The sequence below is a fragment of the Micromonospora chaiyaphumensis genome (genome assembly GCF_900091435.1).
GTDB classification, from domain to species: Bacteria; Actinomycetota; Actinomycetes; order Mycobacteriales; family Micromonosporaceae; genus Micromonospora; species Micromonospora chaiyaphumensis.
In genome coordinates this window covers 65,178-87,867 of record NZ_FMCS01000010.1, presented here as the reverse complement: position 1 = coordinate 87,867, position 22,690 = coordinate 65,178, and the positions used below count along the sequence as shown (strand labels likewise).

The 22,690-nt window shown below is 73.1% G+C and carries 20 protein-coding genes; 15 read left to right on the top strand and 5 right to left on the bottom strand.

Annotated elements, in window-relative coordinates; all coding sequences use genetic code 11:
- Positions 1–2 precede the first annotated feature (2 nt).
- The 4 genes from GA0070214_RS24525 (at position 3) to GA0070214_RS24510 (ending at position 5,544) form a co-directional block, all read left to right on the top strand.
- Positions 3–2,231: a putative bifunctional diguanylate cyclase/phosphodiesterase gene (locus tag GA0070214_RS24525; protein WP_091268601.1), complete on the top strand. Its 2,229-nt coding sequence runs from the start codon at positions 3–5 to the stop codon at positions 2,229–2,231.
- Positions 2,228–2,728: a DUF456 domain-containing protein gene (locus GA0070214_RS24520; protein WP_091268599.1), complete on the top strand. Its 501-nt coding sequence runs from the start codon at positions 2,228–2,230 to the stop codon at positions 2,726–2,728. Before GA0070214_RS24525 ends, GA0070214_RS24520 begins: the two co-directional genes overlap by 4 nt.
- 429 nt (positions 2,729–3,157) lie before the next feature.
- Positions 3,158–4,735: an amino acid permease gene (locus GA0070214_RS24515; protein WP_091268597.1), complete on the top strand. Its 1,578-nt coding sequence runs from the start codon at positions 3,158–3,160 to the stop codon at positions 4,733–4,735.
- 101 nt (positions 4,736–4,836) lie between these two features.
- Positions 4,837–5,544 (top strand): VOC family protein, encoded by a 708-nt coding sequence (locus GA0070214_RS24510; protein WP_139141904.1) that lies wholly within the window; start codon positions 4,837–4,839, stop codon positions 5,542–5,544.
- A 69-nt stretch (positions 5,545–5,613) separates the two neighbouring features.
- Here the strand turns inward: GA0070214_RS24510 and GA0070214_RS24505 are convergent, their stop codons facing one another.
- Positions 5,614–6,108 (bottom strand): DinB family protein, encoded by a 495-nt coding sequence (locus GA0070214_RS24505; RefSeq protein WP_091268594.1) that lies wholly within the window; start codon positions 6,106–6,108, stop codon positions 5,614–5,616.
- 150 nt (positions 6,109–6,258) lie between these two features.
- Between GA0070214_RS24505 and GA0070214_RS24500 the strand changes: the two genes are divergently transcribed.
- The 3 genes from GA0070214_RS24500 to GA0070214_RS24490 are packed head-to-tail and all read left to right on the top strand — an operon-like array spanning position 6,259 to position 9,160.
- Positions 6,259–7,299, top strand: a complete 1,041-nt coding sequence (locus GA0070214_RS24500) for a DUF418 domain-containing protein (protein ID WP_091268592.1) — start codon at positions 6,259–6,261, stop codon at positions 7,297–7,299.
- Between the two features lie 23 nt (positions 7,300–7,322).
- Positions 7,323–8,507: a sensor histidine kinase gene (locus GA0070214_RS24495; RefSeq protein ID WP_139141903.1), complete on the top strand. Its 1,185-nt coding sequence runs from the start codon at positions 7,323–7,325 to the stop codon at positions 8,505–8,507.
- The gene (locus GA0070214_RS24490) at positions 8,504–9,160 is read left to right on the top strand and encodes a response regulator (RefSeq protein ID WP_091268588.1); all 657 of its coding nucleotides are present in this window, start codon (positions 8,504–8,506) and stop codon (positions 9,158–9,160) included. Before GA0070214_RS24495 ends, GA0070214_RS24490 begins: the two co-directional genes overlap by 4 nt.
- A gap of 226 nt (positions 9,161–9,386) precedes the next feature.
- On the opposite strand, the gene GA0070214_RS24485 is transcribed toward GA0070214_RS24490, so the two are convergent.
- On the bottom strand, positions 9,387–9,851 hold the full coding sequence (locus GA0070214_RS24485; protein WP_091269015.1) for a DIP1984 family protein: 465 nt from the start codon (positions 9,849–9,851) through the stop codon (positions 9,387–9,389).
- A 42-nt stretch (positions 9,852–9,893) separates the two neighbouring features.
- Complete coding sequence (locus GA0070214_RS24480) at positions 9,894–10,637, bottom strand: SAM-dependent methyltransferase (RefSeq protein WP_091268586.1); 744 nt, start codon at positions 10,635–10,637, stop codon at positions 9,894–9,896.
- A 106-nt stretch (positions 10,638–10,743) separates the two neighbouring features.
- Here GA0070214_RS24480 and GA0070214_RS24475 point away from each other — a divergent pair, with 106 nt between their 5' ends.
- The gene (locus tag GA0070214_RS24475) at positions 10,744–12,219 is read left to right on the top strand and encodes a tetratricopeptide repeat protein (RefSeq protein ID WP_091268584.1); all 1,476 of its coding nucleotides are present in this window, start codon (positions 10,744–10,746) and stop codon (positions 12,217–12,219) included.
- Here the strand turns inward: GA0070214_RS24475 and GA0070214_RS32615 are convergent.
- Positions 12,207–12,557, bottom strand: a complete 351-nt coding sequence (locus GA0070214_RS32615) for a nuclear transport factor 2 family protein (RefSeq protein WP_244167837.1) — start codon at positions 12,555–12,557, stop codon at positions 12,207–12,209. The two genes, GA0070214_RS24475 and GA0070214_RS32615, sit on opposite strands and share 13 nt — an antisense overlap.
- Before the next feature lie 49 nt (positions 12,558–12,606).
- Here GA0070214_RS32615 and GA0070214_RS24465 point away from each other — a divergent pair, with 49 nt between their 5' ends.
- From GA0070214_RS24465 to GA0070214_RS24445, 5 genes are all read left to right on the top strand, one after another.
- Positions 12,607–13,971, top strand: a complete 1,365-nt coding sequence (locus tag GA0070214_RS24465; RefSeq protein ID WP_091268581.1) for a glutamine synthetase family protein — start codon at positions 12,607–12,609, stop codon at positions 13,969–13,971.
- A 39-nt stretch (positions 13,972–14,010) separates the two neighbouring features.
- Positions 14,011–15,366, top strand: coding sequence for an aldehyde dehydrogenase family protein (locus GA0070214_RS24460; protein ID WP_091268579.1), 1,356 nt, complete (start codon positions 14,011–14,013; stop codon positions 15,364–15,366).
- A 1-nt stretch (position 15,367) separates the two neighbouring features.
- Entirely contained in the window at positions 15,368–16,135 is a 768-nt protein-coding gene (locus GA0070214_RS24455; RefSeq protein WP_091268577.1) for a 3-oxoacyl-ACP reductase, read from the top strand.
- Positions 16,132–16,902 (top strand): gamma-glutamyl-gamma-aminobutyrate hydrolase family protein, encoded by a 771-nt coding sequence (locus tag GA0070214_RS24450; RefSeq protein WP_244167836.1) that lies wholly within the window; start codon positions 16,132–16,134, stop codon positions 16,900–16,902. The genes GA0070214_RS24455 and GA0070214_RS24450 overlap by 4 nt, the downstream gene beginning before the upstream one ends.
- A 124-nt stretch (positions 16,903–17,026) precedes the next feature.
- Positions 17,027–20,683, top strand: coding sequence for a SpoIIE family protein phosphatase (locus GA0070214_RS24445; protein WP_091268575.1), 3,657 nt, complete (start codon positions 17,027–17,029; stop codon positions 20,681–20,683).
- Between the two features lie 12 nt (positions 20,684–20,695).
- Here GA0070214_RS24445 and GA0070214_RS24440 read toward each other — a convergent pair whose 3' ends face one another.
- Positions 20,696–21,010 (bottom strand): STAS domain-containing protein, encoded by a 315-nt coding sequence (locus tag GA0070214_RS24440; protein ID WP_091268574.1) that lies wholly within the window; start codon positions 21,008–21,010, stop codon positions 20,696–20,698.
- A gap of 95 nt (positions 21,011–21,105) precedes the next feature.
- Between GA0070214_RS24440 and map the strand changes: the two genes are divergently transcribed.
- Positions 21,106–21,963 (top strand): type I methionyl aminopeptidase, encoded by an 858-nt coding sequence (map, locus tag GA0070214_RS24435; RefSeq protein ID WP_091268572.1) that lies wholly within the window; start codon positions 21,106–21,108, stop codon positions 21,961–21,963.
- Entirely contained in the window at positions 21,960–22,676 is a 717-nt protein-coding gene (locus GA0070214_RS24430; RefSeq protein WP_091268570.1) for a VIT1/CCC1 transporter family protein, read from the top strand. The genes map and GA0070214_RS24430 overlap by 4 nt, the downstream gene beginning before the upstream one ends.
- The last annotated feature ends 14 nt before the right edge of the window (positions 22,677–22,690 follow it).

Below are 22,690 nucleotides of genomic sequence, written 5' to 3'. Positions count from 1 at the left end.
ACATGCGCGCCCCGGACCCCGACGGGGACGACCTCAGCCGCCCGGGCGCCGCGGCGTACGCCGCCGAGTGGGCCCGGGCGGTGCGGCGCATCGGTTTCGTGCCGCTGAGCGCGGCCGAGACCGAGCGGCTGCTGCTCGCGCACACGGTCCGGCTCGGCCGGGCGCTGCTCGCACCGGTGTTCTCCGCCCAGCCGGCGGAGGACGTCGGGCGGGCCCTGGTCGAGGCGCACCTCACCGAGCCCGGGGTGCTCGACTGGTCGGTGCGGGCGCTCGGGGACCGCTTCCTGTCCTGGGTGCTGCCCGCCCGGGTCGAGCCGCCCGAGGTGCGGGAGCGGATCGCCGCCCTGCAGGGCGCGTTCGCCGCCGGCTTCGGCCGGGCGCTGCGGGACCGGGTGTTCAGCCAGCAGGAGCGGATCGCCCGCTCGGCCTGGCAGGCCCGGGACGCGGTGGAGCAGGCGCTGCGGGACAGCGAGGCGCGGTTCCGGGCGGTCTTCACCGGAGCGGCGATCGGCATCGGCATCGCCGGGGTGGACGGGCGGATCATCGAGGTCAACCAGTCCTTCGCGGACATGCTCGGCTACTCCGCCGCCGAGCTGCGGGAGCTGACCGTGGACGGGCTGTTCCACCCCGACGACGCCGCCGGCATGTGGGAGCTCTACCAGGAACTGGTCGAGGGCAAGCGGGACAGCGCCCGGGTGGAGAAGCGCTACTACCGCAAGGACGGCAGCGTGGTCTGGACCGACCTGGCCGTCTCGCTGATCCGCCACGACGACGGCCGCCCCCGCTTCACCGTGGCGATGATCGAGGACATCACCGAGCGCTACCAGCTCCAGCAGCGGCTGCGCTTCCAGGCGCTGCACGACCCGCTCACCGGCCTGCCCAACCGGACGCTCTTCTTCGAGACGCTCGGCCAGGTCTTCGACACCGCCGCGCCGGAGCAGCGGGTCGGGCTCTGCTTCATCGACCTGGACGGCTTCAAGGCGATCAACGACAGCCTCGGCCACGACCTGGGCGACCGGCTGCTCAAGGTGATCGCCCGGCGGCTGGCCGACTGCGTGTCCGGCCGCGGCCACCTGGTGGCCCGGATGGGCGGCGACGAGTTCGTCATCCTCGTCGACTCCGACGGCGGCCTCGACGACGCGGTGGAGGTGGCCGAGCTGGCCCTGGCCGCCGTCTCCGCCCCCGTGCACGTCGGCGACCAGCAGCTCGCCGTCTCGGCGAGCATCGGCATCGTGGAGTGCCCGGCCGCCGAGACCAGCGTCTCCGAGCTCATGAAGGCCGCCGACACCACGCTCTACTGGGCCAAGGCCGAGGGGCGCGGCCGCTGGGCGGTCTACGACCCGGAGCGCAGCGCCGCCGACATCGCCCGCTCCGCGCTGGCCGCCAACCTGCCCGCCGCGCTGGACCGGGGCGAGTTCGTGCTGCACTACCAGCCGATCGTCTCGCTGCTCGACGGCTCGATGGTGGCCGTGGAGGCGCTGGTCCGCTGGCAGCACCCCGAGTTGGGGCTGATCGGGCCCGACCGGTTCATCGGGCTGGCCGAGGAGACCGGCCTGATCGTCCGGCTCGGCGCCTGGGTGCTCCGGCAGGCGTGCCGCGACGCCGAGAGCTGGCGGCGGGCGTACCCGGAGGCGCGGCTGATGGTCAACGTCAACCTGGCCGCCCGGCAGGCCGACGACCCGGCCATCGTGGAGACCGTCGCCGAGGCGTTGCAGCGCACCGGGCTCCCCGCCGAACTGCTGCAGCTGGAGCTGACCGAGAGCGCCGTGATGGGCACCGCCGGGGAGTCGCTGCGCGCCCTGCACCAGCTCGCCGACCTCGGGATCCGGCTGGCCATCGACGACTTCGGCACCGGCTACTCGAACCTGGCGTACCTGCGGCGGCTGCCGATCCACTGTCTGAAGCTGGCCGGTCCGTTCGTCGAGGGGATCCGGGGCGACGGCGCGGACGTGGTCGCCGACCACCGCGACGAACGGATCGTGGACGCCCTCGTGCGGCTGGCCCATGCGCTGGAACTCTGGGTGACCGCCGAGGCGGTGGAGACCGGGGAGCAGGCCGAGCGGCTGCGGTCGCTGCGCTGCGACACCGGGCAGGGCCGCTGGTTCGGCCCGCCGGTGCCCGCGGCCGACATTCGCAGGCGGCTCGAGGGTGAGGAAGGGGCCCAGGGGACCCCTCCGCGCCTTCCGGAGCAGCGCGCGGGGCAGGCGCAGGTCGGGGAGGAGACGCGGTGAGCCTGGGCGATTCGCAGGCCGTGGTGTCGGTGGTGGCCGCGCTGGCCATCCTGGCCGGACTGGCCGGGGTGGTGGTGCCCGGGCTCCCGGCGCTGCCGCTGTGCTGGGGCGGCGTGCTCGTGTGGGCGCTCTTCGGCCAGGCCGGGCCGGGCCGCTGGGCGGTGCTGGCCGCCGCCACCGTGGTCGCCGTCGGCGGCGGCGTGGTCAAGTACCTCTGGCCGGGGCGGAACCTGAAGCGGACCGGCGTACCGACGTCGTCGCTGCTCGCGGGAGGAGTGCTCGGCCTCGTCGGTTTCGTCGTCATCCCGGTGGTCGGGCTGCCGATCGGCTTCGTCGGTGGGATCTGGGGCGCGGAGCGGCTGCGGCTGGGCAGCAACCAGCTCGCCTGGCCGGCCACCGTGCAGGCGCTCAAGGCGGCCGGGCTGTCCATGCTGGTCGAGTTCCTGGCCGGGCTGGTCATCGCCGTGCTCTGGGTGGCGGGGCTGCTGTTCGCCTGACGGATCGAGACGGTGTACGTCAGCCACGGCCACCCGGACCACTGCGCGGACCTCCAACCGCTGCTGCGGGCGCGGGTGCTCGCCGACCGGGACTGCCGGTCGACGTCGCCGCGCCGGGCCTGGTGCGCACTCTCGGGGAGTAGGGAGCGGCGGCGCGGGCGTCCGGGGGTACGGCGAACCGCCGTACTTCAGTGAGAGAGAGGTGGACGCCTCGCGCCGCCGCGAGCCGGGCGGTGCCGAGCGCCCGGTGGTGGCCCGTCGGGATCGGGCCTGGTCACGGGCTCAAGGATGCCCCGGAGTGACCTCGGGCGGCAACGCAATTAGCCGTGCCGGCCGTGAGATTCCCACGCCTGCCGTATTGACCGCCTTGATCGACGGGATCACACTTTGCCCACTCGCACCGGGGAATCCACCTCGAGGAGGTGTGCAGTGGCCACGACGCCCGCGCCGACCGCCGAGCATCCGATGGACGACGACGCCCGACGGCTCGCTGAACTCGGCTACAAACAGGAGCTGCACCGCAAGTGGAGCGGCTTCTCCAACTTCGCCATCTCGTTCTCGATCATCTCGATCCTGGCCGGCTGCTTCACCACCTTCGGCCAGGCGTGGAACAACGGCGGGCCGGTCGCCATCTCCTGGGGCTGGCCGCTGATCTCGCTGTTCATCCTGATCATCGGTTTCTGCATGGCCGAGCTCGTGTCGGCCTACCCGACCGCCGGCGGCATCTACTGGTGGGCCGCCACCATGGGGCGGCCGGTGCACGGCTGGTTCACCGGCTGGCTCAACCTCATCGGCCTGGTGGCCGTGACCGCCTCGGTCGACTACGGCTGCGCCACCTTCCTCAACCTCACCCTGTCGGCGCTCTTCGACGGGTGGGCCGGCACCGCGCACCAGACCTTCGGGCTGTTCGTGGTGATCCTCGCCCTGCACGGGCTCATCAACATCTACGGGCACCGCGTCATCGACGTACTCCAGAACGTCTCGGTCTGGTGGCACGTGGCCGGCGCGGCCGCCGTGGTGCTGATCCTGCTCCTGGTCCCCGACGACCACCAGAGCTTCAAGTTCGTCTTCACCGAGCGGTTCAACAACTCCGGCTTCGGCGACGGCGACACCGGCGGGCTCACCTTCTGGTTCTACGTGCTGCCGCTGGGCTTCCTGCTCACCCAGTACACGATCACCGGATTCGACGCCTGCGCGCACGTCTCGGAGGAGACCCGCGGGGCCTCGAAGGCCGCCGCCCAGGGCCTCTGGCGGTCGATCTTCTATTCCGCGGTGGGCGGCTGGATCCTGCTGCTCGCGTTCCTCTTCGCGGCCACCGACGTCGACGCCATCAACTCGGCGGGCGGCTTCTCCGGGGCCATCTTCGAGTCGGCGCTGACCCCGTTCTTCTTCAAGGCCGTCATCATCATCTCCACCATCGGCCAGTTCTTCTGCGGGATGAGCTGCGTGACCTCGATGTCCCGGATGGCGTACGCCTTCAGCCGCGACCGCGCGGTGCCGGGCTGGCGGCTCTGGTCCCGGGTGAACCGCAACGGCACCCCGGTCAACGCGATCGTCGCGGCCACCCTGGCCGGGCTCGTGCTCACCCTGCCGGCGCTCTACCAGAAGGCCGGCGTGCCGGTCGCCTTCTACGCGGTGGTCTCGGTCGCCGTGATCGGCCTGTACCTGTCCTTCCTCATCCCGATCTTCCTGCGGCTGCGGATGGGGGACCGGTTCGTCCCGGGCCCGTGGACGCTCGGCCGGCGGTACAAGCTGCTCGGCTGGATCGCCGTTATCGAGATCGCGATCATCAGCGTCTACTTCGTGCTGCCGATCGTGCCGGCCGGCGTGCCCGGCAACGCGGACTTCACCTGGACGGCCGTCAACTACGCCCCGCTCGCCATCGGCGGGGTGCTGCTCGGCGTGGCCGTCTGGTGGTACGCCTCCGCCCGGAAGTGGTTCACCGGCCCCCGCCGTACCGTCGACGTGCCGGAACAGCGCCCGGCACCGGCCGACGAACCGGCCTGATCCCTTCTCGCCGGCGCCGGGTCACCCGGCGCCGGCGAGAAGCACCACGAACTCCTCGTGCACGGCCCGCTGGCAAGGGATTGGAATCGACCATGACCACCGTGACAGCCCGTCTGGACCTGGCCATCTTCGACGCGGCCGACATCAACCGGGTCGGTTCGTTCTACGCCGGGCTCACCGGCTGGGACGTCGTCCGCCGGGACCCCGACCGGTTCGGCCTTCGGGCTCCTGACGGTCAGGAGATCGAGTTTCAGCACGCACCCGACCATGTCGCGCCGCAGTGGCCCGGGCACGAGCACCCGCAGCAGTTCCACCTCGATCTGCAGACCGACGACCCCCGGGCGGAGGCCGAACGGGCGGTCGGCCTCGGCGCCACCCGGCTGGCCGACGGACCGACCTGGATCACCCTGGCCGACCCGGCGGGCCACCCGTTCGACCTCTGCGGGGCCGAGGGGGTGGGCCGGGTGCTGCGGCTGTTCGCGGTGACGATCGACGCACCCGACGCGTCAGCCCTGGCCCGTTTCTACGCCGACCTCACCGGCATGGCGGTCACCTACGACGGGCCCGAGGGCGCGCTCATCGCCGGTGGCGGCAGGAACCTCATGTTCCAGCAGGTCGACGACTACGCCCCGCCCCGCTGGCCGGATCCCGCACACCCCCAGCAGGCCCACCTCGACCTCTGGGTCGACGACCTCGACGCCGGCGAGGCGCGGGCCGTGGCACTGGGTGCCCGCCGGCTGAGCGCCGGCGGCGAACGCTTCACGGTCTTCACCGACCCCGCCGGCCACCCGTTCTGCCTCGTCCGGTGAAAGTTGCGGGTCCCGAGTGGCATGCGAGGACAACGCGCCCGCCCTGACGATCGCGCCGGCACTGCCCGATCAGCGGCCGGTGGCGCCGTCGACGAGCTCCCGCAGGATGTCGGCGTGCCCCGCGTGCCGGACGGTCTCGCTCGTCATGTGGGCGAGCACCCAGCGAAGCGTGACCGGCGCGTCGTTCACGGGTTGAGCGGTGCGGGCGTCGAGACCGCCGGCGGCGCGGATGTGCGCGTCACTCTCGGCGATCGCCGTCCGGTAGCCGGCGATGACCTGATCCGCTGACCGGTCCGGGGCGACCACCATGTCGAAGTCGACATCGGCGTGCCGCCGGTCGCCGGCCAGCGTGTATCCGAACCAGTAGCGCTCGGCGTCGGTCAGGTGCTGCACCAGCCCCAGCAGCGTCGTGTCGGACACGACCAGGCGTCGTCGCAGTTGCTCGTCGTCCAGCCCGGCGACCTTCTTCAGAACGCAGGACCGGGCGAAGGACAGAAACGCCACTGCCGTATCCATCTCGCCGCCGTCGTTGAGCGGCACACGTTCGCGTTGTGACTCGAGCATGGGCCCGACCCTACGTTCCGGCCGGGCCCGGCTGCCTACCCGGGCACGGGGCGGGCCGCCGGATCCGAATGGCCGAAAGTACGACGGCTCGGGCGCCGGCGTGAACTTGTGGCCGAGGGGCGGGGACGGTCACTCGGCCAGGCTCGGGGCATGTCACGACACGGTGTGGGAGATGTCGACACCATCGACGGCGGCCGGCCGCGATCCGCCGAGCCACGGGCACGGAAGCGGATCGTCGCGCTCGATGTGCTCCGGGGCTTCGCCCTGTGCGGGATCCTGCTGGCGAACGTGCAGCCGATCGCCCACCGCGGCGGCGACCTCGGCACCGCGCGGCGACCGGAGACGACCGCGGCGACAGTGCTGCACCTGCTGGTCGACCAGCGGTTCTTCCCGATCTTCTCGGTGCTGTTCGGCGTCGGCTTCGCGCTCCTGCTGGAGTCGGCGCAGGCGCGGGCCCGGCAACCGCGGGTGGTGCTGCTGCGCCGGATGCTGGCGCTGCTGGCCGTGGGCCTGCTCCACTTCCTCCTGTTGTGGAAGGGCGACATCCTCACGGTGTACGCGGCGCTCGGCCTGCTGGTCCTGCTGCCCTCCACGTGGCTGCCGCGGCGCGTGGTGGCGGTCGCCGCCGGGGTGCTCATCGTGGTGTCGGTGGCGCTGCTCGGCGGCTGGTACTCGCTGGTTCCCGGTCTGTTCCTGCTCGGTTCGGCACTGACCCGGTACGGCGTGGTGGCAAGGCTCGGCTCGCGCCCGCGTACCACTGCCCTGGTGGGGTTGATCTTCGCTCTTGCGGCCGTGCCCGTGACGGTGCTCCAGTTGCGGGCGGACGGCGGTGCGGCGCGGGTCGCCTATCCGGCGGCCGGGTTGCTGACCGCCGGTGCCTACGTGTGCGGGCTGGTGCTGCTGCTCGGGACGCGGCTGGCCGGGCCGTTGACCGCCGTGTTCCGGCCGCTGGGACGGATGGCGCTGACGAACTACCTGACCGCCACGGTGCTCGTGCTGGCGATCTCGGGTGCGGTCGGCGAGCCGGACCGCTGGCCGGTCGGCGGGGTGGTCGCGGTCGCCGCGACGGTCCTCTGTGTGCAGTGGGGATGGTCGGTAGTCTGGCTGCGCCGGTGCCGGCAGGGGCCGGTCGAGTGGCTGTGGCGTTGGGTGACGTGGTGGCAGCGGCCGCCGCTGCGGCGCCCGCGATGACGAGGCGCTGCTGCGGATCGGGCATGAGAGGCATCATGATTCTCGCGGGCAGGCGCATCGCCCCGCGCCGGGCCGACATGCCGGGTGTGCTCGTCGAGGCCGCGCTCGCCGTGCTGCTCGCCGCCGGCCTCGCCCTTGAGGTGGCGGTGGCGCTGAGTCGCCGCCCGGCCTGGCCGGTGGGTGTGGCGCTGGTGCTGATCACGGCAGTGGTCTGCGGGGCGGCGGTGCTGCGACGCCGGTTCCCCGCGCGGGCGGCGGCCGCGGCGATCGTCCTGTGCGCGGTCGCCGAGCTGATCGACTGGCGGACCGGCCGGCAGGGTCAACCCGCCCCGATCGCCGCCCTGGCGCTACTGGTGGTGGTCGCCTCCGCAGTGCGGCACCTGCCCGGGTCGGCGAGCGTCGTCGCGGTGGCCGCCGGCTCCGGGGCGGTCGCCGCCGGCACCGTCGAGCGGTACGCGACCTACCTGGCGCAGGACATCCCGAACGCGCTGACGGCCATGAAGATCATGGTGGCCGGCTGGGTGGTCGCGGTGACGGTGGGCCTGTGGCGGCGGGTCGGCGACGCACGGCGGCGGGCCGTGGTCGACGGGGTACGGCGTACCGAACGACTGGCCCTAGCCCGTGACCTGCACGACGTCGCGGCCCATCACCTGACCGGCCTGATCATCCAGGCTCAGGTCGCGCAGCTCGCCACCGCCGCAGACCCGTCCACGACCCGGGCGACCCTGACCGAGATCGAGACGGCGGGTGCGCGGGCGCTCGCCTCCCTGCGCCAGGTGGTGCGGCTGCTGCGCGACGACGAGCCGGAGGTCGTACCCGTGCCGGATTCGCTGGCCGAGCTGGTGGACCGCTTCGACGGCACCGGCGTCCGCGCGGCCCTCGACCTGCCCGACGGCCCCGTGCCGGCGGACTGGCCGTCGGCGACCACCGTCGGCATCTACCGGATCGTGCAGGAAGCGCTGACCAACGTGGCCCGGCACGCGCGCGACGCACGTACCGTCACCGTGACGCTGGCCCACGACCGGCGGACCATCCGGCTCCGCGTCGCCGACGACGGTCAGCCCGGCCGCACCGCCCGCCCCGACGGTCACGGCCTGGTCGGCATGCGCGAGCGAGCCGCCGCCCTCGGCGGTGAGCTGAGCGCCGGTCCGCGCACACCGACCGGATGGACGGTCGAGGCCACCATCCCGGCGCCGGGAGGGTCATGACCATCCGCGTGCTCGTCGCCGAGGACCAGGCGATCGTCCGCCAGGGCCTTCGGCTGCTGCTGGAGAGCCAGCCCGACATCACGGTGGTCGGCGAGGCCGCTGACGGCCCGGAGGCGATCAGCCTCGCCCGGGAACTCCGCCCGGACGTCTGCCTGGTCGATCTCCAGATGCCCCGGTTGGACGGCCTCGACGTGACCCGCGCGCTCGCCGGCCCCGCCGTCCGCGACCCGCTGCGGGTCGTGATCATCACGACCTTCGACCTGGACGAGTACGTGTACGGCGCGCTCCGTGCGGGGGCGGTCGGGTTCATCCTCAAGGACTCGGGGCCGGCCCTGCTGGCCGAGGCGGTACGGGCGGCGCACGCCGGTGACGCGATGATCTCGCCGTCGATCACGATGCGGCTGCTGAAGCAGTTCGGGCCGATCGCGGTCCGATCGCCGCGCCGCCCCGCGACACCGCTGACCGACCGGGAGATCGAGCTGATCAAGCGCCTCGCCCGGGGACGCACCAACCAGGAGATCGCGCAGGAACTGTTCATCTCGCTGAGCACGGTGAAGGCCCACGTGGCCAACATCCAGGACAAGCTCCAGCTGCGGAACCGCACCGAGATCGCCGCCTGGGCCTGGGAGAGCCGTCTGGTCACGGAGACCTGACCGGCGGGTTGCGGAAGACCCCTGTCCCACCCTCACCGTCGTGGATCTGCACCCGGTGGTGTGCCGTGCCCTGTGCGCCGTCACCTGTGTGCTGTGCTGGGCGTGCGTCGTATGCCGGGGAGTCGAACCCCTGCGCCTGCCCGCGGCGCGCCAGGAAGGAGCCGGAATACCCGCCGGCCCTCGGGTTCGTGCACGCCTCCACGTCGGCTACCTGCTCCGCAACCGCTCAGTCCAGCAGGTCGACCTCCCAGTTCGTCCGCTGGATCAGCGTGTCGACCTCGCGAAGTTGCCGGGCGAGGTCGTCGGCCTGGCGCCGCAGTTCCGCCACCGGCAGTGCCGGGATCATCTTCAGCTCCGACCGCAGCTGCCGGTACCCGCGCTGGCCCTCCCCGGCTGCCGCGGCGGCGGCGGACGTGACGACGCCGTGCCGCAGGCGAAGAACGTCGCGGCGGGCCAGGGCGTCGGTGAGCGTGCCACCCTCCACCACCGTGGCCGCGTTGGTCCGATTGACCCGCCGGATCAGGACCTCCAACTCGCCGAGCACCTCGCCCGCCTCCACCAGGAGAGCGGCGGCGTCCTCAGCGGGTGCCTCGCCCTCCTGGTAGCGGGCGCTGGCGGCGATGCGGGCACGGAGTTGTTCGGCGCGACGCGCCGCATCCGCACGCAGCGCAAGAGCCTCAGCAAGCTTCATGGTCACCAGTATGGCCACGTGAAGATCAATGCCGCACCACGATTAGCTCCGGCGGAGCACCAGCGTCGCGAAGCCCAGAACGTCGCGGTACCCGCGCAGCCACTGGTCGCGGTGCTCCCGGGCGACGGTCAGCGCGTCGGCGGCGTCCGGATGGCCGGGGTTGTCCAGCGCCCACTCGGTGAGCGAGCCGACCCACGACCATTCGTAGTCGTCCCACTCGGCGGCGTCGCTGACATGGGCGTACACCGGCGTCCAGCCGGCCTGCTCGGCGGCGTCGACCAGGCCGGCGAGGTCCGTGAACTCCTCCGGCTTCGCGTGGAGCGCGGCGAGTGCCTCCGGCGTCGGCGGGACCTGCCAGAATCCCTCGCCGACCATGAGGATGCCGTCGGCGTTCACGTGCCGGCCGGCCAGCTTCAGCGTCTCGCCGAATCCGCCGAACACGTGTGTCGACCCGACGCACAGCACCAGGTCGTAGTCGCCGTCCGGCACGTACGTCCGGGCGTCGCGCTCGTGCAGGGTGAGCCGGTCGGCGAGGCCGCGCGCCGCGGCGGCGCCGGCGGCGCGTTCGAGGGCGTACGGGCTGACGTCCACGCCGTCCGCGTGCCCGTCCGGGTAGTGGGCCAGGGCCTGCAGGGCCCACGCGCCCTCCCCGCAGCCGAGGTCGAGGATCCGAGCCGCCGGTTGGCGGCCCGCCCGGCGCAGGAGCCGGTTGACGTTGACGCCGAAGATCGGGGCCGCGATCGGGTGGTGCGAGTGCGCGATGCTGCTGAGCCGTTGACGATCCACCGCCCGAGTCAACACGAGTCCGGCCGACACCCGCACCCGGGTTGTCGTGCCACGCGAGGCGTCGCGGGGCCGCGAACGTCGGGGGGCGGACCCTAGACTGCGGCTCGTGACGACACCCCTCACTCCGGTCGAGCTGGCCTTCGCGCTGTTGCGGGAGGGCCGCATGGGCGACGCCGAGAACCTCATGACGCGCGAGCTGCAGGCCGCCGCGGACCGGCACGGTCACGGCAGCCCGGAATGGGCCTCGGCGCAGTGCGACCTCGGCAACGTGCTGCTCAACGCCGACCAGCTCGACCGCGCGGTGGAGTGCTTCCGCCGTGCCGTCTCCGTGCCGCCACGCGATCACGAGTCCCACAAGGACCAGTTGACCTACCGACTCAATCTGGGCCTGGCGCTCCGGATGGCCGGACGATTCGACGAGGCCGAGACGGAGTTGCGCCAGGGCGTCCAGGAGCGGCTCGCCTTCTACGGTCGCGAGCACGCCGGGTACGCGTTCGGCCTCGAACCGCTGGCCGACCTGCTGCGGCAGCGTGGCGACCTGGCGGGTGCCCGGCAGGTCGTCGAGGAGGCGGTGGCCAATCTGTGGCGCAACGGGCACGAGCGGGTGGCCTCCGCGTTGGCGTTGCGAGCAGCGATCGTGCACGCCGCTGGCACCCGTGAGCCGCTCTTCGTCGGCCTGCACCAACTGCCGGACGAGGTCGTCGAGCAGGTCGGCCAGGTCGTCATCCAGCTGCTGGACCGCAGCGATCCGGCGTCCAAGCCCCTGCTCACCGCCCTGGTCACGGCCTTAAGGGAACGGCTCGGTGTCGACCACCAGGCGACGCTCAACGCCCTGTCCGTGCTGGCGAACCTCGGTCGTGACCTCGGTGACCAGGCGGGGCGGATCGAGGCGATCGGGCGCGTGCTCGCGTCGTACGACCGCCAGGGCCGGCAGGAGGAGGCGCTGATGGCGGCGCTCGGCCTGGCGATGGGTCAGGACGAAGCCGGCGACACCGAGGCGGGTCTGCGCACGTACGCCGCGGCGGACGCGCGGGCGGAGCGCATCGGTCGTCCGGAGCTGCGGAGCCAGGTGCTGCGCAACTGGGGTCTCGCGCTGAAGGAGGCCGGCCAGGTGGGCCCGGCGGAGCAGCGGCTGGTCGAGGCGGTGAACCAGGCGCGCCGCGGCGCCGACCACGACACGGTCGGGCGGGCCGGCGTCGCCCTCGGCCTGTTCCTCCAGCACGAGGGACGGCTGTCGGAGGCCCGCTCGGTCCTGGAGGAGGGCCTCGCCGTCATGGATCCCGTCCACCCGGACGCGATCGTCGGCCGTAGCCACCTCGGTGCGGTCCTGGACGGCCGCACCTGCGGGTGCGGCGACATGCCGGGCACGATCGCCGACGCGTTCCGCGAGTTCGTCATGACGAGGCTTCCCGCCGACCTGCTCGATCGCCTCGACGTGGCGATCGTGGACGGCGACTTCAAGATCGAGGTGGGGCTGCGGCGGGAACCGGCCGAGGCCGAGCTCGAGCGGCTCAACGACGTCTTCCAGACCGCACTCGCCGAGTTCCGCCGCCGGATCAGCGAACCCCACTACGCCGGCTGACCGGCCAACCGTGCGGTCGGCGTCGGTCGCCCGCTGGTGTAGGAGAACTCGGCGAACTTGGCGATCCACCCTGCCCGGTCAAGCAGGTGGCCCTGCTCGCCGATGGATCTGAAGTCCTCGGCCAGCAACGCGTTCAACGCGTCGGTGTCGGCGCGCAACTCGGCCTCGTCGAAGGCGCGCTGGAGCCGGTGCACATCGCTGATCATGAGCTGATCCTGCTCGACCGCGCGTTCGGCCGGGAAGCCGGCGCGGAAGATCGCCGGGCTCGTGGCGTTGCCGGAGTGGCCGGGCGTCCGCCCTCGGCCGATCGCGTTTGCGACGGTGGCCGCAGGGGGCATTGACGGTGATCCGGTTCTGCCAGTAGACCTTGGTGATGGAGGCGCGCCGATGAGGAAAGCTCCGCTCACGCTGGAACAGTTGCGCGTCGCGGTCGCCGAGGGCGAGATCGACACGGTGGTGCTCGCACTGACCGACATGCAGGGCCGCCTCCAGGGCAAGCGGTTCCACGCGCCCTACTTCCTGGACCAGGTGGTCGCGCACGGCAGCGAGGGCTGCAACTACCTGCTCGCCGTGGACGTCGACATGAACACCGTCGACGGCTACGCCATGTCGAGCTGGGAACGCGGCTACGGCGACTTCGCCATGCGGCCCGACCTGGACACGCTGCGCCGGGTGCCCTGGCAGCCCGGCACCGCGATGCTGCTGGCCGACCTGGAGTGGCTGGACGGCTCCGGCCCGGTGGTCGCCTCGCCCCGGCAGATCCTGCGCCGCCAGCTCGACCGGTTGGCCGCCCACGGGCTGACCGCGTACGCGGGCACCGAGCTGGAGTTCGTGCTGTTCCGCGACTCGTACGAGGAGGCGTGGCGGCGCGGCTACCGCGAGCTGACCCCGGCCAACCAGTACAACGTGGACTACTCGCTGCTCGGCACCGCCCGGGTCGAGCCGCTGCTGCGCCGGATCCGCACCGAGATGGCCGGCGCCGGGTTGACCCCGGAGAGCGCCAAGGGCGAGTGCAACCTCGGCCAGCACGAGATCGCCTTCCGCTACGACGAGGCGGTGGCCTGCGCCGACCATCACGTCATCTACAAGAACGGGGCGAAGGAGATCGCCGCCCAGGAGGGCATGTCGATCACCTTCATGGCCAAGCCGAATGCGCGGGAGGGCAACTCCTGCCACATCCACTTCTCGCTGCGCGGCGCCGACGGCCGCTCGGCCATGCTCGGCGACGGGCCGGCCAACCTGTCGGCCACCGGGCAGCGGGTGCTGGCCGGGCTGCTCGCCACCATGCGCGAGTTCAGCCTCCTGTTCGCCCCCAACATCAACTCTTACAAGCGCTACCAGCCGGGCTCGTTCGCCCCCACCGCCCTGCGCTGGGGCACCGACAACCGCACGTGCGCGCTGCGGCTGGTCGGGCACGGCCAGGGAATGCGGGTGGAGAACCGGGTGCCGGGTGCCGACGTGAACCCGTACCTGGCGATCGCCGCGCTGGTGGCCGGGGCCGTGCACGGCATCGAGCGGGAGCTGGAGCTGGGCGAGGAGTGCGCCGGCAACGCCTACGACGACGGTGACGCCGAGCGGGTGCCCTCGACGCTGCGCGACGCCCTGACGCTCTGGGAGTCCTCGACCGTGGCGAAGGACGCCTTCGGGGACGAGGTGGTCGCCCACTACGCCAACAACGCGAAGATCGAGCTGGCCGCCTTCGACGCCGCCGTCACCGACTGGGAGCTGGTGCGTGGCTTCGAACGCCTCTGACCTTGCGCTCGGGGCGCCGCCAGGAGAAGGGTGGGGCGCGTGACCCAGGTGATCAATCCGGCGACCGGTGAGCCGCTGCGCGAGGTACCGGCCACCTCCCTCGCGGAGACGGACGCGGCCATCGCGCGGGCGGCGGCGGCCTTCGAGACGTGGCGCGCGGTGGCGCCGGGGGACCGGGCGCGGCTGCTGCGGCGGTTCGCCGCCGTGGTCGACGCGCACCGGGAGGAACTGGCGCTGCTGGAGGTGCGCAACGCCGGGCACACGATCGGCAACGCGCGCTGGGAGGCCGGCAACGTCCGGGACGTGCTCGACTACTACGCGGGCGCGCCGGAGCGGTTGACCGGGCGCCAGATCCCGGTGCCCGGCGGGCTCGACGTCACCTTCCACGAGCCGCTCGGCGTGGTCGGGGTGATCGTGCCGTGGAACTTCCCCATGCCGATCGCGGGCTGGGGCTTCGCCCCGGCGCTCGCCGCCGGCAACACGGTGGTGCTCAAGCCGGCCGAGCTGACGCCGCTGACCGCGCTGCGCCTGGCCGAGCTGGCCCTCGACGCCGGCCTGCCGGAGGGCGTGTTCACCGTGCTGCCCGGCCAGGGCGGCGTGGTGGGCGAGCGGTTCGTCACCCACCCGGCGGTCCGCAAGGTCTGCTTCACCGGCTCCACCGAGGTCGGCACCCGGATCATGGCGGGCTGCGCCGCCCAGGTGAAGCGGGTGACGCTGGAGCTGGGCGGGAAGTCCGCCAACCTGGTCTTCGCCGACGCCGACCTGGAACGGGCGGCGGCCGCGGCGCCGGCTGCCGTCTTCGACAACGCGGGCCAGGACTGCTGTGCCCGCTCCCGGATCCTCGTCCAGCGATCGGTGTACGACCGCTTCCTCGAACTGCTCGAACCGGCCGTGCGGGCGTTCCGGGTGGAGGACCCGGCCGCCGAGAGCGCCGAGATGGGCCCGCTCATCTCCGCCGGGCACCGGGACCGGGTCGCCGGGTACGTCGACGGGGCGAAGGTCGCCTTCACCGGCACCCGCCCCGACGGCGCCGGCTTCTGGTACGCCCCGACCGTGCTGCTCGCCGACTCCCCGGCCGACCGGCACTGGCGGGAGGAGATCTTCGGCCCGGTGGTCTCGGTGCTCCCGTTCGACGACGAGGCGGACGGGATCCGCCTGGCCAACGACACGGAATACGGCCTCTCCGGCTCGATCTGGACCCGGGACGTGGGCCGCGCGGTCCGGGTGGCCCGGGCGGTCGAGTCCGGCAACCTGAGCGTCAACTCGCACTCCTCGGTGCGCTACTGGACCCCGTTCGGCGGGATGAAGCGCTCCGGCCTCGGCCGGGAGCTGGGTCCGGACGCGCTGCACGCCTTCACCGACGTCAAGAACGTGTTCATCAGCACGGAGGAGTGAGATGCAGGGACGGCTTCAGGACCGGGTCGCCGTGGTGACCGGTGCGGGCAGCGGCATCGGCCTGGCCACGGTGCGGCGGTTCGCCGCCGAGGGGGCCCGGGTGGTCTGCGTGGACATCGACGCCGAGGCGGGCAAGCGGGCCGCCGACGAGGTGGCCGGCGAGTTCGTGGCCGCCGACGTGGCCGACGAGGCGGCCGTCCGGGACCTCTTCGACGGGGTGGCCGAGCGGCACGGCCGGGTGGACGTGGCGTTCAACAACGCCGGCATCTCGCCGCCGGACGACGACTCGATCCTGGAGACCGGGCTGGACGCCTGGGAGCGGGTGCTGCGGGTCAACACCACGAGCGTCTACCTCTGCTGCAAGTACGCCATCCCGCACATGCGGCGGCAGGGCAAGGGCTCGATCATCAACACCGCATCCTTCGTGGCGCTCATGGGGGCGGCCACCTCGCAGATCGCGTACACCGCGAGCAAGGGCGGGGTGCTGGCGATGACCCGGGAGCTGGGCGTGCAGTTCGCCCGGGAGGGCATCCGGGTCAACGCCCTGTGCCCCGGCCCGGTCGCCACCCCGCTGCTGCTGGAGCTGTTCGCCAAGGACCCGGAGCGGGCGGCCCGCCGGCTCGTCCACGTGCCGATGGGCCGGTTCGGCAACCCGGAGGAGATCGCCGCCGCGGTGGCCTTCCTGGCCAGCGACGACGCCTCGTTCATGACCGCCGCGCAGTTCGTGGTCGACGGCGGGATCACCGGTGCCTACGTGACGCCCCTATGAGTCGACGGCCGGTGATCGGCATCACGTCGTACGTCGAGCCGGCCGGCTGGGCGGTGTGGCGGGACGTGCCGGCGGCGCTCGTGCCGCACGCGTACGTCCGGGCGGTGACCGCGGCGGGCGGCCGGGCCGTGGTGCTGCCCCCTGACGACGCCGACGCCGATGTGCTGCGGGTGCTGGACGGGCTGCTGCTGGCCGGCGGCGCGGACGTCGGCCCGGAGCGGTACGGCGCGCCGCCCGACCCCCGCACCGAGAGCCGGCCGGACCGGGACGCCGGGGAGCTGGCGCTGCTGACCGCCGCGCTCGCCGCCGACCTGCCGGTGCTCGGCGTGTGCCGGGGCATGCAACTGCTCGCGGTCGCGTACGGCGGGGCGCTGCACCAGCACCTGCCGGACGTGGTGGGGCACGACGGCCACCGCCCCGGCCCGGGGGTGTACGGGTCGCACCCGGTCCGGTTCAGCGCCGGCAGCCTGGCCGGGGCGGTGATGGCCGGGGTGGACCGGGTCAACTCGTACCACCATCAGGGGGTGGCCGACCCGGGCGGCCTGGCCGTGACCGGCTGGGCCGACGACGGGGTGGTGGAGGCGGTGGAGGATCCGGCGCGGCGCTTCCTGCTCGGCGTGCAATGGCACCCGGAGAACGACGCCGATCCCCGGCCGGTGGCGGCTCTGGTCCGCGCGGCGGCCGGTGCCGGTACGCCCGGTGGCACGGCTCCGCCCGACCCGCGGGAGCGCCCGACTCGCCGCCGGCCGCCGGTTGCGTCAGGATGAGGCCCAGGTAACCAGCGTCCAACCGTGGACATGCGTTACGTTGCTCCTCCGCCGGGGTAGTAGGCGGGGACGACCGGCGTGATCGCGCCGGTCGTCGTGGACATCTGCCGGAGCGGGAGGCTGCATGGGCTCGGCCCAGGGGGGCGGGGACGTCGATCGTTCGTCCTCGGGGACCGGGGAGTCGAAACTCTCGCCACTGCTGACCGCCGCGTTCGCCGCCGGTGGCGAGATGGGCGAGCGGCTACGCGGCTTCGACTGGTCCACCACCCCGCTCGGGTCCCCGCACGGCTGGTCCCCCGCGCTCTCCCACGCGATCAGCACCATGCTCTCGTCCCGGGCCCAGATCGTGCTGTTCTGGGGGTCCGACCACCTGGCCTTCTACAACGACGCCTACCGGCCCACCATCGGCGACAAACACCCGGCCGTCCTCGGCCAGTCGGCGCGCCGGCACTGGGCGGAGACCTGGGACGTGCTCGGGCCGCTGCTCGACGGGGTGCGCCGCACCGGCGTGCCCTACCGCGGTGAGAACCACCCCTTCCTGCTCAACCGGCACGGCTTCCTGGAGGACGTCTACTTCGACATCTCGTACGACCCGATCCGGGACGCCGACGGCAGCGTCAGCGGTGTGTTCTGCTTCGTCAACGAGACCACCGGGCGGGTGGTCGGCGAGCGCCGGCTGCGGGCCCTGGCCGAGCTGGGCACCGAGCTGGCCGACGTGCGCAGCACCGTGGAGCTGGGCCGGACCGTCGCCCGGGTCCTCGACACGCACCGGGCCGACGTGCCGTTCAGCGCCGTCTGGCTGCACGACGAGGACGGCGTCCCGGCGCTGGCCGGATGTGCCGGGGTCAACCCCGCCACGCTCGCCGGTGGGCCCCCGCGCCCCGGCGGCATCCCGGAGGAGCCCCGCTGGGTCTCCACCGCGGACCTGCTCGGCGCCGTGCCGCCCGACGCCGCCGACCGGGCGCTGCTGCTGCCGCTGACCGCCGTCAACGAGACGGCCGGCGTGCTGCTGCTCGGGGTGGCCCGCCGGCTGCCCTTCACCGACGACTACCGCCACTTCGCCGACCTGGTGGCCGCCCAGATCTCCCGGGCGGTCGACAAGCAGCGGGCGTACGAGCAGGAGCGGGCCCGCGCCGCCGCCCTCGCCGCGCTGGACCGCGCCAAGACCAACTTCTTCGCCAACGTGAGCCACGAGTTCCGCACCCCGCTCACGCTGGTGCTCGGGCCGCTCGAGGATCTGCTCGCCGACCGCGATGTGCCCGACGCGTACCTGGACCGGCTGGCCGTGATGCACCGCAACGCGCTGCGCCTGCTCAAGCTGGTCAACACCGTGCTCGACTTCTCCCGGCTGGAGTCCGGCCGGCTGGCCGCCCGCTACCAGCCCACCGACCTGGCCGACTACACCTCCCGGCTGGCCAGCACCTTCCGCTCGGCCACCGAACGGGCCGGGTTGCGCCTCGTGGTGGACTGCCCGCCGCTGCCCTCGCCGGTCTACGTCGACCGGGACATGTGGGAGAAGATCGTCCTCAACCTCGTGTCGAACGCGGTGAAGTTCACCTTCGACGGCGAGATCCGGGTCCAGGTCCGCGCCGATGCCGGCGCCGCCGTGCTGGAGGTCGCCGACACCGGCGTCGGCATCGCGCCGGAGGAACTGCCGCAGGTGTTCGAGCGGTTCCACCGGGTGGCGGGAGCCCGGGCCCGCACGCACGAGGGCACCGGCATCGGGCTCGCCCTGGTGCGCGAGCTGGTCGAGATGCACGGCGGCACGGTCGAGGCGCGCAGCGTCGTCGACGGCGGCACCACCTTCCGGGTCACCGTGCCGTTCGGCTACGCGCACCTGCCCGCCGACCGGGTCTCGGCACTCGCCCCGGTGCCGCCCGCCGAGCCGGAGCAGGCCCGGCTCTACGTGGCCGAGACGGCGCTCTGGACCGACGACGTGGCCCGGCCCGGAGGGCTGCCGGAGCCGGCCGGGGTGGCGGGCGGGGCGGGCCGGATCCTGGTGGCCGACGACAACGCGGACCTGCGCGAGCACGTCAGCCGGCTGCTCTCCCCGGCGTACGAGGTGGTCACCGTGCCGGACGGTGTGGAGGCGCTGCGGCTGGCCGTCGACTCCCCGTTCGACCTGGTGCTGACCGACGTCATGATGCCCCGCCTGGACGGCTTCGGGCTGGTCACCGCGCTGCGTGCCAACCCGGTCACCCGCCACGTGCCGATCGTGCTGCTCTCCGCCCGGGCCGGCGCGGCGGAGGAGGTCGCCGGCCTGTCGGTCGGCGCGGACGACTACCTCACCAAGCCCTTCTCCAGCCAGGAGCTGATCGCCCGGGTCCGGGCCAACGTCGAGCTGGGCCAGCTCCGCGGCCAGATCATCCGCCGGCTCCGGGCACTCGCCGACGCGGCCGTGGCGATCAACACCGCCCGGTCCACCACCGAGGTGGTGCAGGTCGCCGCGCGGCACGCGCTCAGCCTGGCCGAGGCCGGCCGCGTGGTGGTCACCGCCCCCGGCGCGCGCTTCGAGGTGGACGGCGGCGGGGACGTGCCCGCCGAGCCGTCGGTGGTGCTCCCGCTGACCGGTACGACCGACGAGCAGCTCGGCGAGCTGCGGGTCTGGCGGCGGGAGGGCGGCGGCACCGAGCAGGCGGCGCTCACCGAGCTGGCCCGGCTGGTCGGGGTGCGGCTGGAGAACGCCCGGCTCTACGAGGCCGAGCACCGGATCGCCACCACCCTCCAGCACAGCCTGCTGCCGCGTACGCTGCCGCAGCTCCCCGGCGCCGTGGTGGCCAGCCGCTACCTGCCGGGCAGCGCCGACGTCGAGATCGGCGGCGACTGGTACGACGTGATCGGCACCGCCGACGACGAGCTGGTGCTCGTGATCGGCGACGTGGTCGGGAAGGGGGTGCGGGCGGCCGCCGCGATGGGCCAGCTCCGCAACGCGCTGCGGGCGTACGTGCTGGAGGGCTACGACCCCGGCGAGGCGCTGACCCGGCTCAACCGGCTGGTCGGCTCCACCGAGGGCGGGTCGTTCGCCACCGTGGTCTGCCTCCGCTTCTCCCCGCGCACCGGCCGGCTCCGGTACGCCAGCGCGGGCCACCCCTCGCCCCTGCTGATCCGCGGAGACGACGCCGTGTTCCTGCACGATCGGGCGCTCGGGCCGCCGGTCGGGGCGATCCCCGGCACGGCGTACGGGACGGTCGACGGCGAGCTGGCCCCCGGTGGCCGGCTGCTGCTCTACACCGACGGGCTCATCGAGGACCGGCAGGCCGGCATCGACGCCGGTCTCGGCCAGCTCCGGGCGGACGCCACCACCCCGGGCGAGCACGTGGCCGACCTGGTCGACGCGGTGGTCGAGCGGGTCGCCGGGCGGACCCGGCACGACGACGTGGCGGTGCTCGCGCTGGAGGCGACCGAGCTGAACCGCTTCGCGCTGCGGCTGCCGGCCGACCCGACCCGGCTCAGCGTGCTGCGCAAGCGGCTGGAGGACTTCCTGATCGCCCACCACGTCGGCGAGACCGACCTGTTCGACCTCACGGTGGCCATCTCCGAGGCCGCCGCCAACGCCATCGAGCACCCGGTGGCCCCGGCCGAGCCGATGATCGGCGTCGAGGTGACCATCGAGGACCGGACGGTGACCGCCACGGTCCGGGACAGCGGCCGGTGGCGGGAGTCCACCGGATCGAGCTTCCGGGGCCGGGGGCTGGCGCTCATCGAGGCGCTCGGTGAGATGACCGTGACCCGCACCGACGACGGCACCGAGCTGGTGCTGCGCCGCCGGCTGACGGACTGAGCGCGCGGCGGCTCAGGGCCGCGCCAGCCAGCCCTGCTCGCCCAGGCCGGAGATCTCCAGCACCCGCAGCACCTGCCGGGACGGCAGCACGGTGAACGCCCCCGGGAGCTGCTGGGCCAGCCGGACCACGGCGTGGATGGCGGCCGAGTCGAAGAAGGTCACCGCCCGCAGGTCGAGCGTGACGTGGCGGGCGGACTCCCGCAGGACCGTCTGGTACATGGTGTCGGCGGTCGCCATGTCGACCTCGCCGGCCACCTCGACGCGCAGTCGATCACCGTCGATCTCCGCGGTCGCGGAGAAGACGGGCGGCGGGCCCCCTTGATCCACGGAGCAACAATGGCACAGCCCTTGCGGTGCGGCAACAACCCGGGCGGACGGGCCGTGGCGGGGGTCACCAGGGGTGCGGCTATAGGCTTGTGGGCATGACCGTCCGTGCGCCGCTGACCCCAGGCACGCTCTCCCCGTGGCGAGCGGTTCCCGCTCACATCCCGCGTCCCGAGTACGTCGGCAAGAAGCGTCCGCAGGAGTGGCGCGGCTCGCACGTGCAGACGCCGGAGACGATCGAGAAGATGCGTGTCGCCGGCCGGCTCGCGGCCCAGGCCACCCAGCTCGCCGGGGAGCACTGCAAGCCGGGGGTGACCACCGACGAGATCGACAAGGTGGTCCACGAGTTCCTCTGCGACCACGGCGCCTACCCGTCGACGCTGGGCTACAAGGGCTTCCCGAAGTCCTGCTGCACCAGCCTCAACGAGGTCATCTGCCACGGCATCCCCGACTCGACCGTCCTTGAGGACGGCGACATCATCAACGTCGACGTGACCGCGTACATCGGCGGTGTGCACGGCGACACCGACGCCACCTTCTGCGTGGGCGAGGTGAGCGAGGAGGCCCGCCTGCTGGTCGAGCGGACCCACGAGGCGATGATGCGCGGCATCAAGGCGGTCGCCCCGGGCCGGCAGATCAACGTGATCGGCCGGGTCATCGAGTCGTACGCCAAGCGGTTCGGCTACGGCGTGGTGCGCGACTTCACCGGCCACGGCATCGGCGAGTCCTTCCACAGCGGCCTCTACGTGCCGCACTACGACAGCCCGCGCCCCACCGACGTGATGGAGCCCGGGATGACCTTCACCATCGAGCCGATGATCACCCTCGGCACCCACCAGTACGACATGTGGGACGACGGCTGGACCGTGGTCACCAAGGACCGGCGGTGGACGGCGCAGTTCGAGCACACCATCGTCGTCACCGACGACGGCCACGAGATCCTCACCCTGCCGTGACCGACACCCCGGCGGCGCTGCGCGAGGCGCATCACGCGGACGTGTCCGGCGGCTGGCTCCGACCGGCCGTCTTCGGCGCGATGGACGGGCTGGTCACCAACATCGCGCTGATCGCCGGTGTCGGCGGCGGCGGGGTCTCCCCGCGCAGCGTCGTGCTCACCGGCGCGGCCGGGCTGGTGGCGGGCGCCATCTCGATGGGGCTCGGCGAGTACACGAGCGTCCGCTCGGCCAACGAGCAGGTGGCCGCCGAGGTGGCCAAGGAGCGCCGCGAGCTGGAGCGCCACCCCGAGGCGGAGGCCCGCGAGCTGGCCGACGCGTGGGTGGCCCGGGGGCTGCCGCGGGACCTGGCCACCCAGGTCGCCGAGGCGGTCCGGCGCAACCCGGAGGAGGCGCTGCGGGTGCACGTCCGGGAGGAGCTGGGCGTCGACCCCGACGAGCAGCCCAGCCCCTGGGCGGCCGCGATCTCCTCGTTCCTCTGCTTCTCGGTCGGCGCCCTGGTGCCGCTGGTCACCTACCTGCTCGGCTTCACCAGCCTCGCGCTGGCGCTCGCCGTCGGCGGGGTGGGGCTCTTCGTGGCCGGCGCGATCGTGGCCCGCTTCACCAACCGCACCTGGTGGTCCAGCGGGCTGCGGCAGCTGCTGCTCGGCGCCCTGGCCGCCGGCGCCACCTACCTGGTCGGCACCCTGATCGGCATCCAGGGCGGGATCGGCTGACCGGCCTCGCGGGG

Coding starts and splice junctions, on each gene's coding strand:
- GA0070214_RS24445 (WP_091268575.1), top strand. CDS start 17,027: ATGGGCTCGGCCCAGGGGGGCGGGGACGTCGATCGTTCGTCCTCGGGG.
- GA0070214_RS24450 (WP_244167836.1), top strand. CDS start 16,132: ATGAGTCGACGGCCGGTGATCGGCATCACGTCGTACGTCGAGCCGGCC.
- GA0070214_RS24485 (WP_091269015.1), bottom strand. CDS start 9,851: ATGAAGCTTGCTGAGGCTCTTGCGCTGCGTGCGGATGCGGCGCGTCGC.
- GA0070214_RS24500 (WP_091268592.1), top strand. CDS start 6,259: ATGTCACGACACGGTGTGGGAGATGTCGACACCATCGACGGCGGCCGG.
- GA0070214_RS24455 (WP_091268577.1), top strand. CDS start 15,368: ATGCAGGGACGGCTTCAGGACCGGGTCGCCGTGGTGACCGGTGCGGGC.
- GA0070214_RS24505 (WP_091268594.1), bottom strand. CDS start 6,108: ATGCTCGAGTCACAACGCGAACGTGTGCCGCTCAACGACGGCGGCGAG.
- GA0070214_RS24465 (WP_091268581.1), top strand. CDS start 12,607: ATGAGGAAAGCTCCGCTCACGCTGGAACAGTTGCGCGTCGCGGTCGCC.
- GA0070214_RS24525 (WP_091268601.1), top strand. CDS start 3: ATGCGCGCCCCGGACCCCGACGGGGACGACCTCAGCCGCCCGGGCGCC.
- GA0070214_RS32615 (WP_244167837.1), bottom strand. CDS start 12,557: ATGCCCCCTGCGGCCACCGTCGCAAACGCGATCGGCCGAGGGCGGACG.
- GA0070214_RS24490 (WP_091268588.1), top strand. CDS start 8,504: ATGACCATCCGCGTGCTCGTCGCCGAGGACCAGGCGATCGTCCGCCAG.
- GA0070214_RS24495 (WP_139141903.1), top strand. CDS start 7,323: ATGAGAGGCATCATGATTCTCGCGGGCAGGCGCATCGCCCCGCGCCGG.
- map (WP_091268572.1), top strand. CDS start 21,106: ATGACCGTCCGTGCGCCGCTGACCCCAGGCACGCTCTCCCCGTGGCGA.